Here is a 13,164-nt window from a genome sequence, read left to right on the forward strand (position 1 = left end):
ATGAATGCTGAAGACGCCTTGAAACTTGCTCGCCGGTTTATCGGGTTGCCCCTGGACAAGCGCCAGATGTTCCTGGCAGCGCTGGACAAGGAGGGCGTGGATTTCAGTCGCTTCCCCATTCCCCAAGGCGTCGAAGCCGACGACCGCCAGGCCCTGTCCTATGCCCAGCGCCGCATGTGGTTTCTCTGGCAACTGGACCCCGACAGCGGTGCCTACAACCTGCCCGGCGCGGTGCGGCTCAAGGGCGCGCTGAGCCTGTCGGCGCTGGAGCAGGCCTTCGCCAGCCTGGTGGCCCGCCATGAAACCCTGCGCACAGTGTTCCAGCGCCAGGCCGACGACAGCCTCCTGCAAGTGCCCACCCATGCGCCGCTGATGATCGAGCAACAGGACCTCAGCGGCTTGCCGGCAGGCGAGCGCGAGCAGGCAGTGCGCCAAGCCGCCGAAGCACAATCGATGCGCCCCTTCGACTTGTCGCGCGGCCCCTTGCTGCGGGTCGAACTGCTCAAGCTTGATCAGCAGGAGCACGTGTTGCTGCTGACCTTGCATCACATCGTCTCCGACGGCTGGTCGATGAACGTGCTGATCGACGAGTTCATCCGCTGCTACGACGCCCACGAGGCAGGCGTGGCCCCGCAATTGGCCGACCTGCCGATCCAGTACAGCGACTATGCCCTGTGGCAGCGTCGCTGGCTGGAGGCCGGCGAGCAGGCGCGGCAGCTGGCGTACTGGCAGGCACAACTGGGTGATGAACATCCGGTGCTGGAGTTGCCCACCGACCATTCGCGCCCGGCGATGCCCAGCTATCGCGGCAGCCGCTATGAATTCGCCGTCGACGCCGCATTGGCGGAGCAACTGCGCAGCACAGCCCAGCAGCAGTGCGTCACGCTGTTCATGCTGCTGCTCGGCGCGTTCAATGTGCTGCTGCATCGCTACAGCGGCCAGTCCGATATCCGCGTCGGCGTGCCGATCGCCAACCGTAACCGGGATGAGGTCGAAGGGCTGATCGGCTTCTTCGTCAACACCCAGGTACTGCGTACCGAACTGGATGGCCAGCTCCGTGTCGACGAGTTGCTGCGCCGGGTCAAAGAAACCGCGCTCGGCGCCCAGGCCCATCAGGACCTGCCGTTCGAACGCCTGGTCGAAGCGCTCAAGCTGGAGCGCAGCCTCAGCCATACGCCGTTGTTCCAGGTGATGTACAACCATCAGCCGCACGTGGCGGACGTCACCACGATCCGCACGGCGTCCGGGCTGGAACTGGGCATGATCGAATGGCAGGCGCGCACCACCCAATTCGACCTGACCCTGGACACTTATGAAAAGGCCGGCACGCTGCACGCGGCGCTGACCTACGCGAACGACCTGTTCGAGGCGCCGAGCATCGCGCGCATGGCCCGGCATTGGCTGCGATTGCTCACGGCGATGATCGCTGATCCGTCCCGGCGCATCGGCGAACTGCCGCTGCTCGACGCTGACGAACACGCCACCCTGGTCCACGGTTGGAACGCCACGGCGCAACGCTACCCGACCGAGCACTGCATGCATCAACTGATTGAAGCCCAGGTGGCGCGCACCCCGGACGCACCGGCGCTGGTATTTGGCAAGCAAACCCTGAGCTACGCCGAGCTCGATGCCCGCGCCAACCGACTGGCTCACCTGCTGCGTGAGCGCGGCGTGCGGCCGGACAGCCTGGTGGGGATCTGCGTCGAGCGCTCGCTGGAAATGGTGGTGGGCCTGCTGGCGATTCATAAGGCCGGCGGCGCCTATGTGCCGCTGGATCCTGAGTACCCGCAGGAGCGCCTGGCCTACATGATCGAGGACAGCGCCATCGGCTTGCTGCTGACCCAGCGCTCGCTGTCGGCGGCGCTGCCAACCGACGGCGTCGAGGTGATCGAACTCGACCAGGCGGCCGGCTGGCTCGACGGCTACAGCGACCATCGTCCCGACATCACGCTTGATCCGCTGAACCTGGCCTACGTGATCTACACCTCCGGCTCCACCGGCAAACCCAAGGGCGCTGGCAACAGTCACGCGGGGCTGGTCAATCGCTTGTGCTGGATGCAACAGGCCTATGCCTTGGATGGCAGCGACGCGGTGCTGCAGAAAACCCCGTTCAGCTTCGACGTGTCGGTGTGGGAATTTTTCTGGCCGCTGATGACCGGAGCCCGACTGGTAGTCGCCGCGCCGGGCGTGCACCGCGATCCGCTGCAACTGATCGAGACCATCAAGCGCCATGGCATCAGCACGCTGCACTTCGTGCCGTCGATGCTGCAGGCGTTCATTCATGAGCCGGGCGTGGAAAGCTGCCAAGGCTTGAAGCGCATCGTTTGCAGCGGTGAAGCGCTGCCGCTGGACGCGCAACACCAGGTCTTCGCCAAGCTGCCGAACGCCGGCCTCTACAACCTGTACGGCCCGACCGAAGCGGCCATCGACGTGACCCACTGGACCTGTGTCGATGAAGGCGCCGATTGCGTGCCGATCGGTGTCCCCATCGCCAACCTGCGCACCCATGTGCTCGACGCCGATCTGTCGACGGTGCCGTGGGGCGTGGCGGGCGAGTTGTACCTGGGCGGGGCGGGGCTGGCGCGCAGTTATCACCAGCGTCCGGCGCTGACCGCCGAGCGTTTCGTGCCGTGCCCGTTCCATGCCGGCGCACGGCTGTACCGCACCGGTGACCGCGTGCGCCAGCGCGCCGACGGTGTGATCGAATACCTCGGCCGTCTCGATCATCAGGTCAAGTTGCGCGGCCTGCGCATCGAGCTCGGTGAAATCGAAGCCCGCCTCATGCAGCATCCGCTGGTGCGCGAGGCCGTGGTGCTGGTCCAGGACGGCAAGCACCTGGTGGGTTATCTGGTGTTGGAAAACAGCGAGCCGCACGAGCAGTGGCAGCAGGACCTGAAGGCTTGGCTGCTGGCGAGCCTGCCGGAATACATGGTGCCGACCTATCTGATGCCGTTGGCCAGATTGCCCGTCACCGCCAACGGCAAGCTCGACCGCAAGGCCCTGCCACAACCGGACGCCGCGCCCCGGCAAACATTCGTCGCCCCGCAGGATGCGCTGCAAGTTGCCCTGGCCGAAATATGGCAGGACGTACTCGGCGTGGAGCGCGTCGGCCTCGAAGACAACTTCTTCGAGCTGGGCGGTGACTCGATCATTTCCATCCAGGTGGTAAGCCGCGCGCGGCAGGCCGGCATCCGCATTCATCCCCGTGATCTGTTCCAGTACCAGACCGTGCGCAGCCTGGCGCTCGTCGCCACTCGTGACAGCCACAGTGCTGTGGATCAGGCGCCAGTCACCGGCGATGCTGTGCTCGGGCCGATCCAGCGGCAGTTCTTCTCCCAGGCGATGCAGGCCCGTGACCACTGGAACCAGTCGCTGTTGCTGACCGCCCGCGAGCCGCTGGATGCACAGCGGCTCGACGCGGCGCTGACCTGCGTCATCAACCACCACGACGCCTTGCGTCTGCGCTTTGTCGAAGACGCCGACGGTTGGCGGCAGGGCCACGGGCCGCTTGTGCAAAACGCCGATCTTTGGCAACGCGAAGCCCGATCCATCGAAGACCTCGCTGCACTGTGCGACGAGGCGCAGCGCAGCCTGAAGCTGCAGGACGGTCCGCTGCTGCGCGCCATGCTGGTGGACCTGGCCGACGGGAGCCAGCGGCTGGCGCTGATCATTCATCACCTGGTAGTGGACGGTGTGTCGTGGCGCGTGTTGCTGGAAGACGTGCAGCAAGCCTACGAACAATTGGCGGCGGGCGGCGCGGCCACGTTGCCGGCCAAGACCAGCGCGTTCCAGAGCTGGACCGCGCGGCTGAGTGCCGAAGCTTCGCGCTTCGACGATCAGTTGGCTTATTGGCAAGCCCAGCACCAGGGCGCGGCAGACATTCCTTGTGACCGTCCGCAGGGCAGCCTGCAAAATATCCACGGCGCGAAGATCGAATGGCGCCTGGACGCCGAGCTGACCCGGCAGTTGCTGCAACAGGCCCCAGCGGCCTATCGCACCCAGGTCAACGACCTGTTGCTGACCGCGCTGGCCCGCACCATCAGCCACTGGAGCGGGCAGCCGGGCACGCTGGTGGAACTGGAAGGCCATGGCCGCGAAGAGCTGTTCGACGACATCGACCTGACCCGCACGGTCGGTTGGCTGACCAGCCTGTTCCCGGTGAAGCTCACGGTTACCGACGACCTCGGCGGTTCGATCAAGACCGTCAAGGAGCAACTGCGCGGCGTGCCGGACAAAGGCCTGGGGTATGGCGTGCTGCGGCATCTGGCGGCGCCTTCGGTACAAGCGACATTGGCCGGTCTGGCGCAACCGCGCATCACCTTCAATTACCTCGGCCAATTCGACCGCCAGTTCGACGAAACGGCGCTGTTGCTGCCATCCGGCGAAGGCAGTGGAGTCGCCCAGGACCCGACCGCGCCGCTGGCCAACTGGCTGACCGTGGAAGGCCAGGTACATGGCGGCGAGCTGGCGCTGAGCTGGGGGTTCAGCCGTGAAATGTTCGACAGCGCGACCGTGCAGCAACTGGCCGATCAATACGCCCTCGAGCTCAAGGCGCTGATTCGACACTGCGTCAGTCTGGCGACGCCGCAAGCGACGCCGTCGGACTTCCCGCTGGCGCAAATCAGCCAGGCGCAGCTCGACCATCTGCCGGTGGCGGCTGGCCAACTCGACGATATCTACCCGTTGTCACCGATGCAGCAGGGCCTGTTGTTCCACACGCTGTACGAGCAGGCGGCGGGCGAGTACGTCAACCAGCTGCGGGTGGACGTGCAAGGCCTGGATGCCGAGCGATTCCGTGCGGCGTGGCAGGCCACCGTCGCTGCGCAAGACATCCTGCGCAGCGGCTTCGTCTGGCAGGGCGAATTGCCGCAGCCGTTGCAGATTGTCCACAAGCAGGTGCGCCTGCCGTTCACGGTGCTCGACTGGCGCGAGCGTGCCGAGCAGAGCCAGACTCAGGCCCGAGCCCTTGCCGCGCTGGCTGACGCAGAACGCGCGCATGGTTTCGATCTGAGCCAGGCACCGCTGTTGCGCCTGGTGCTGGTGCAGACCGGTGCCGAGCAATGGCATCTGATCTACACCCATCACCACATCCTGATGGACGGCTGGAGCAATTCGCAGTTGCTCGGCGAGGTCATGCAACGCTACAACGGCCACGCGCCGGGCCGCAGCGCCGGACGTTATCGCGATTACATCGCCTGGCTGCAACGCCAGGACGGCCAGCTCAGCCAGGACTTCTGGAGCGAGCAACTGGCCGCGCTGCAAGAACCGACCCGGCTCGCCCGCGCGGCCTCGGGCGATGCAGGCCAGAGCGGCCATGGCGATCACTTCCTGACGCTGGATGCGCCACGCACCAAGGCACTGGAGACCTTCGCCCGCCGGCAGAAAGTTACCGTCAACACGCTGGTGCAAGCGGCGTGGCTGCTGTTGCTGCAACGCTATACCGGGCACCAGACCGTGGCATTTGGCGCGACCGTGGCCGGGCGGCCGGCGGATCTGCCCGGTATCGAGCAGCAGGTCGGCCTGTTCATCAACACCTTGCCGGTGATCGGCACGCCGCGCCCCGACCAGACGGTCGGCCAGTGGCTGCAAGCGGTGCAGGCGCAGAACCTGAGCCTGCGGGATTTCGAGCACACGCCGTTGGCGGACATCCAGCGTTGGGCCGGGCAGGGCGGGGAGGCGCTGTTCGACAACCTCCTGGTGTTCGAGAACTACCCGATCGCCCAAGCCTTGCAGCAGGGCACCGACAGCGATGTCACCTTTGGCGACGTGGCCAATCTTGAGCAGACCCACTATGCCCTGAGCGTGGCGGTCACCCTCGGTGAACAACTGGCGTTGCACTACAGCTACGAGCGTCGACAGTTCGCCGACGAGGTCATCAACCAGATCAGCGCTCACCTGCTGCACCTGCTTGAGCAGTTCAGCCAGGACGCCGAACGCAGCCTGGGCGAAATCGCCTTGGCCAGCGTCGCTGAACACGCGCGGCAACAGGCCGACAATCACCCGCAGCCTTATCCGGTGGACATCGCCGTGCATCAGCGGATCGCCGCGTTGGCGACCGAGCGCCCGCAACGCACGGCGGTGATCTTCAATGGCCGGCACTTCAGTTACGGCGAGATCGACCGGCGCGCAAACCAACTGGCCCATGCCTTGATCGCCCGTGGCGTCGGCGCCGAAACCCGCGTCGGCGTGGCCCTGCCGCGCAGCGAAAACGTGATCGTCGCGCTGCTGGCGGTGCTCAAGGCCGGCGGCGCCTACGTGCCGTTGGACATCAGCTATCCCCGGGAGCGCCTGGCCTACCTGATGGAAGACGCCGGCCTGGCCTTGTTGATCAGTGACACCTCGGTGGCGGCGCAATTGCCAGTGGCCGAATCGCTACCGCTGCTGGAGCTGGATCGGGTCGATCTGCGCGAGCTGCCGGTCGGTGCGCCGCAGGTGCGACTCGATCCGCAGAACCTCGCCTACGTCATCTACACCTCCGGCTCCACCGGCAACCCCAAGGGCGTCAGCGTGGCCCACGGTCCGCTGGCGATGCACTGCCAGGCCATTGGCGAGCGTTATGAAATGCGCGACAGCGATTGCGAGTTCCATTTCATGTCGTTCGCTTTCGACGGGGCCCACGAGCGCTGGCTCACCAGCCTGACCCACGGCGCCTCGCTGCTGGTTCGCGATGACAGCCTGTGGACCCCCGAGCAAACCTACAACGCCATGCGCGAGCACGGCGTGACGGTGGTCGCGTTCCCGCCGGTGTACCTGCAACAACTGGCCGAGCACGCCGAGCGTGAAGGCAACCCGCCGAAGGTGCGCATCTATTGCTTCGGCGGCGACGCGGTGGCCAACGCCAGCTTCGAACGGGTCAAGCGCGCCTTGCAGCCTGAGTACATCATCAACGGCTACGGCCCGACCGAAACCGTGGTCACGCCGTTGATCTGGAAGGCCGGCCGCGAGGTGGCTTGTGGTTCGGCCTACGCGCCGATTGGCAGCCGCATCGGCGACCGCAGCGCCTACGTGCTCGATGCCGACCTGAACCTGCTGCCCCAGGGCATGCCCGGTGAGCTGTACCTGGGCGGCACCGGCCTGGCCCGGGGTTACCTGAACCGTCCGGGGCTGACCGCCGAGCGTTTTGTCGCCGACCCGTTCAGCGCCGGCGGCTTGCTGTACCGTACCGGCGACCTGGTGCGCCAGCGCGCCGACGGCACCTTCGATTACCTCGACCGTATCGACAATCAGGTGAAGATCCGCGGTTTCCGCATCGAGCTGGGGGAAATCGAAGCCAGCCTGCAAGCCCTCGACGGCGTGCGCGAAGCGGTGGTCGTAGCCCAGGAGGGGGCTGCCGGCAGCGGCAAGCGCCTGGTGGCCTACGTCGTGGCTGATCAATGGGGGCCGGATGACTTCGCAGAGAATCTGCGCGAACAACTCAAGGCGACCTTGCCGGCGCACATGGTCCCGGCCTATCTGCTGTTGCTCGAACGGCTGCCGCTGACCCCCAATGGCAAGCTCGATCGCAAGAACCTGCCCAAGCCCGACGCCAGCCAATTGCAGCAAAGCTACAGGGCACCGCGCAGCGCGCTGGAGCAGCAACTCGCGGTGATCTGGCAGGACGTGCTCAAGCTTGAGCGGGTGGGCCTGCGGGATAACTTCTTCGAACTGGGCGGCGATTCCATCGTCTCGATCCAGGTGGTCAGCCGCGCCCGTCAGGCCGGGATTCACTTGACGCCCAAGGACCTGTTCCAGCACCAGACGCTTGAGATGCTGGCGACCGTGGCCCGCCAGGGCGAAGCCGCACAAGTCATCGATCAGGGCCCGGTGACGGGTGAGCTGGCGCTGTTGCCGGTGCAACGAGTGTTCTTCGAGCAAACGGTGCCGCAGCGTCATCACTGGAACCAGGCGGTGCTGCTCAAGCCGACCGAGCCTCTGGAGGCGTCGACTCTGAACCAGGCGCTGAGCGCGCTGGTGCTGCATCACGATGGCCTGCGCTTGAGCTTCACGGAGCAGGGCGAAGGCTGGAAGGCGGCTTACCGTCCTGCGGACGTTCACTGCGAAGACCTGCTCTGGACCGTGGACGCACCTGATGCCCCGGCCTTGCACAGCATCGCCAACGAAGCCCAACGCAGCCTCGACCTGCAAGACGGGCCGCTGCTGCGGGCGGTACTGGCGACCTTGGGCGATGGCAGCCAGCGCCTGTTGCTGGCGGTGCATCATCTGGTGGTTGATGGCGTGTCGTGGCGCATTCTGTTCGAGGATCTGCAACGCGCCTACCGACAGCTGTCCAGCGGCGCAGCGTTGCAGCTACCGGACAAAACCACCTCAGCGCAGGTCTGGGCCGAGCGCCTGCAAGACCATGCCCGCAACCCGGCGCTGCAGCAGCAACTGGCCTTCTGGCAGGCCCAGCTCGAAGGCATCGATGCGCGCTTGCCGATGGATCATCCACAGGGCGGCCAGCAGAACCGCCTTGCGCTGACGGTGCGTACGCGACTGAACGCCGCTCTGACCCGACAACTGCTGCAAGACGCGCCCAAGGCCTATCGCACCCAGGTCAACGACTTGCTGCTGACGGCTTTGGCGCGGGTCATGGTGCGCTGGACCGGCGCCGACAGTGCGCTGATCCAGCTCGAAGGCCACGGCCGCGAAGCGCTGTTCGACGACGTCGACCTGACCCGCACCGTCGGCTGGTTTACCAGCCTGTACCCGGCCCGACTCACGCCGCAGGCCGACCTTGGGGATAGCCTCAAGCAGATCAAGGAGCAATTGCGGGCGATTCCCGACAAAGGCCTCGGTTTTGGTGCCTTGGCGCATCTGGCGGATGACGCTACGCGGTCGATTCTGGCGCGGCTGCCGACGCCAGGCCTGACCTTCAACTACCTGGGCCAGTTCGACGCCAGCTTCGACGCAGCCGACGGCGCCTTGTTCGTGCCGGCCAACGAAGCGGCCGGCGATGAGCTGGACGCTGAAGCACCGTTGTCGAATGTGCTGGCGTTGAACGGCCAGGTGTTCAATGGCGAACTGAACCTGGGCTGGACCTTCAGCCGCGAGCAGTTCAACGAGGCGACCATCCAGGTCTTGGCCGACGAGTATGCGCTTGAGTTGCAGCGGCTCATCGAGCATTGCTGCCAGGGCGGACATCACGGCGTGACGCCATCGGACTTCCCGCTGGCGAGCCTGAGCCAGCAACAACTGGACGGGCTGCCGCTGCCGACGGCGCAGATCGTCGACCTGTATCCATTGTCGCCGATGCAGCAAGGGATGCTGTTCCACGGCGTGTATGGCGACGCCACCGGCGACTACATCAACCAATTGCGCTTGGACGTGGAAGGGCTGGACCCGCAGCGTTTCCGCCAGGCCTGGCAAGCGGCGGTGGACGCCCACGACATCCTGCGCACGCGGTTTGTCTGGCAAGGGGATCTGCCGGCGCCGGTGCAGGTGGTCAGCAAATACCTGGAGCTGCCTTACAGCGTGCAGGATCTGCGCAGCGATCCGTTGCCTGTCCAGACCTTGCAGGCCCTGGCCGATGCCGAACGCGAGCAACTGGACCTGAGCGCGTCGGCACTGATACGCCTGATGATCGTGCGCCTCGACGAACAGCGTTATCACCTGATCTACAGCCACCACCACATCCTCATGGACGGCTGGAGCAATTCGCAGTTGCTCGGCGAAGTGCTGCAACGCTACAGCGGCCAACCCGTCACTGTGTCCGGCAGCCGCTACCGCGACTACATCGCCTGGCTGCAATGCCAGGACGCGGCGGCCAGCGAAGCGTTCTGGAAACCGGCGCTGCAACAGCTGGAGACGCCGACGCGATTGGCCGACGCGGTGGCCAAACCGGCCGACATGGGGAGTGGTTACGGCGATCATATCCACGTGCTGGACGAAGCGTCGACCCGTCGCCTGGAAGCTTTCGCCCGTGCCTCTAAAGTCACCGTCAACACCCTGGTGCAAGCGGCGTGGCTGCTGCTGTTGCAGCGCTACACCGGAAAAACCACCGTGGCTTTCGGCGCAACCGTGGCCGGGCGTCCGGCGGACTTGCCCGGCATCGAGCAGCAGATCGGCCTGTTCATCAACACCTTGCCAGTGATCGCCAGCCCTCGGGCCGAGCAGACCTTGGCCAGCTGGCTGCAAGCGGTGCAGGCGCAGAACCTGGCCCTGCGCGAATTCGAGCACACCGCGTTGCTGGATATCCAGCGCTGGGCCGGGCAGGGCGGCGATGCGCTGTTCGACAGCCTGCTGGTGTTCGAGAACTACCCGATCGCCCAGGCGCTGGAGCAGGGCGCGCCGGACGGTTTGCGTTTTGGTTCGCCAGTGACCCAGGAGCAGACCAACTATCCATTGACGCTGCTGGTGGGGTTGGAGCGGCAATTGTCAGTGCACATGAGTTATCAGCGGGCGAGCTTTGCTCAGGATACGGTTGAGCGGCTGGCGGCGCATCTGGCGCAGTTGCTCGGGCAGATGACTACTCAAGGCGAGCGCTGCCTGGGTGAATTGTCGATGCTGGAATTCGATGAGCATCAACGCTTGACCCACGACTGGAACCCGGTCGATGCGCCGTTCGAACAGGACCTGTGCATTCATGAAGTCATTGCGCGCCAGGCCGACGCTTCGCCGGATACCCTGGCGGTGACCTTCAATGAAATCCGCCTTAGCTACAGCGAACTCGACGGCCGCGCCAATCGCCTGGCCCACAAACTCATCGAACTGGGCGTCGGCCCGGAAGTGCGGGTCGGCGTGGCGATGCCGCGTTCCGAGCAATTGCTGATCGCCTTGCTGGCGGTGCTCAAGGCCGGCGGCGCGTACGTGCCGCTGGACCCGGATTATCCGGCCGAACGCGTGGCCTACATGCTTGAGGACAGCCGCGCGCGGGTGTTATTGACCGAGCAGGCGGTGGCGCAGACGCTGACGGTTCCGGCGGGGACCGAAGTGCTGATGCTGGACCGGATTGAGTTGAGCTCATATCCCTTCAACGCACCGGGCACAACGGTCACCCCAAACAACCTCGCCTACGTCATCTACACCTCCGGCTCCACCGGCAAACCCAAGGGCGTGGCCATCGCCCATCGCAACGTGCTGGCGCTGATCGACTGGTCCAGAACCGTCTACAGCCGCGACGACATCCAGGGCGTGCTCGCTTCCACCTCGGTGTGCTTCGACCTGTCGGTGTGGGAGCTGTTCGTCACCCTCGCCAACGGCGGCTCGCTGATCATCGCCCGCAACGCCCTGGAACTGCCGCACCTGCCGGCCCGCGATCAGGTGCGCCTGATCAACACCGTGCCCGCGGCGATCGCCGCGTTGCAGCGCAGCGGCGAGATCCCGGACAGCGTGCGCATCATCAATCTGGCCGGAGAGCCGCTGAAGCAGAGCCTGGTGGATGCCCTCTACCCGACACCCAAAACCTGTGGGAGCGAGCTTGCTCGCGATAGCGGTGGGTCAGTCGATGAGGGGCTAACTGCCAGGACGCCATCGCGAGCAAGCTCGCTCCCACAGGTGGTGGGTGAACAGGTGGGTGGGGTTGAGCATGTTTATGACCTGTATGGCCCCTCGGAAGACACGACCTATTCCACCTGGACCCGCCGCTCCCCCGGCGGCACGGCGAACATCGGTCGCCCGCTCAAGCACACCGCCAGTTACCTGCTGGACGCCACCCTGCAACCGGTGCCGCAAGGCGTCTCGGCGGAGCTGTACCTGAGCGGCGCGGGCATCACCCGGGGTTACCTCGGGCGCGCCGCGATGACCGCCGAAAAGTATGTCCCCAATCCGTTCTCGACCACCGGCGAACGCCTGTATCGCACCGGCGACCTGTGCCGCTATCGCGCCGATGGCGTGCTCGAATACCAGGGCCGACTCGACCATCAGGTGAAGATCCGCGGCTTCCGCATCGAGCTGGGGGAAATCGAGGCGCGGCTGCTGCAACAAGCCGAGGTAAACGACGTCGCCGTGCTGGCCCAGGAAGGGCCGGGCGGGCAGCAGTTGGTGGCTTACGTGGCGGCCTCGACCGACGCCGATACCCTGCGCGATCAACTCAAGGCCAATCTCAAGGAGCACCTGCCCGACTACATGATCCCGGCCCACTGGCTGTTCCTCGATCACCTGCCATTGACCCCCAACGGCAAGCTCGACCGCAAGGCACTGCCGGGCATCGAGGCCGGGCGCTCAGAAAACGCTTACGAAGCACCGGTCAGCGACCTTGAACTGCAAGTCGCAGCGATCTGGGCCCAGGTGCTCACCGTCGAGCGCGTGGGCCTGCACGATCACTTCTTCGAGCTGGGCGGCCACTCGTTGCTGGCGGTCACCGCCGTTTCACGCATGGCTCTCGAACTGGGGTTGAGCCTGACCCCGCAGCTGTTATTCCAGCACCCCGTCCTGAAGGATTTCGTCGCCCGACTCGACAGCAGCGACGGGCCGATCAACGAACAGAAACTGAACAAGCTGGACGCCCTGCTTGATGAAATGGAGGAAGTCTGATGGACAAGAGTGTTGCTTTGAGGGTTGCCAAGCGCTTTATCACTCTGCCGCTGGACAAACGCCGGCTGTACCTGGAAAAGATGCTGGAAGAGGGCGTCTCGCCGGCCAACCTGCCGATCCCCGAGGTGCGTTCCGGGTTTGAACATGTTCCGCTGTCCTACGCCCAGGAGCGCCAGTGGTTCCTCTGGCAGATGGACCGCCACAGCTCGGCTTACCACATCCCCAGCGCCTTGCGCCTCAAAGGGCAATTGGACGTGCCGGCGCTGGAGCGCAGCTTCAATGCCGTGGTCGAGCGCCACGAAAGCTTGCGCACCACGTTCGCCGAGCACGGCGAGCAAACCGTGCAGATCATTCATCAACATATGCCCTTGAGCATCGCGGTCGAGGCGCTGCCCGCCGGTTCTACGGTCAGCCAGGACGAACGCATCAAGGCCTGCGTCGAAGGTCAAACCGCGCGTCCGTTCGATCTGCGCCGAGGGCCGTTGCTGCGGGTTTCGCTGTTGAAAATTGCCGAAGACGACCATGTCCTGGTGCTCATCCAGCACCACATCATTGCTGATGGCTGGTCGATGCAGGTGCTGGTGGATGAACTGGTCCGGCACTACGCCGCCGACATTGGCGGCCAGCCGCTGGCCTTGCCGGACCTGCCGGTGCAATACGCCGACTACGCCATTTGGCAACGCCACTGGCTGGAGGCCGGCGAGCGTGAGCGGC

At 65.3% G+C, this 13,164-nt stretch carries 2 protein-coding genes (1 of these 2 only partly in view); both read left to right on the plus strand.

What is annotated here, in order from left to right; translation table 11 throughout:
- Positions 1-12,450: a non-ribosomal peptide synthase/polyketide synthase gene (locus tag J3P91_RS08540; RefSeq protein WP_434603398.1), complete on the plus strand. Its 12,450-nt coding sequence runs from the start codon at positions 1-3 to the stop codon at positions 12,448-12,450.
- Positions 12,450-13,164, plus strand: the beginning of a protein-coding gene (locus tag J3P91_RS08545; protein WP_434603400.1) for a non-ribosomal peptide synthase/polyketide synthase. Its footprint extends 12,875 nt past the window's final position; the window shows 715 of its 13,590 coding nt (coding positions 1-715); the start codon lies at positions 12,450-12,452; its stop codon lies beyond the right edge, outside the window. Before J3P91_RS08540 ends, J3P91_RS08545 begins: the two co-directional genes overlap by 1 nt.

This window comes from Pseudomonas sp. Z4-7, assembly GCF_051131965.1.
In the GTDB taxonomy this organism is placed as follows: domain Bacteria; phylum Pseudomonadota; class Gammaproteobacteria; order Pseudomonadales; family Pseudomonadaceae; genus Aquipseudomonas.

Coding starts and splice junctions, on each gene's coding strand:
- J3P91_RS08540 (WP_434603398.1), top strand. CDS start 1: ATGAATGCTGAAGACGCCTTGAAACTTGCTCGCCGGTTTATCGGGTTG.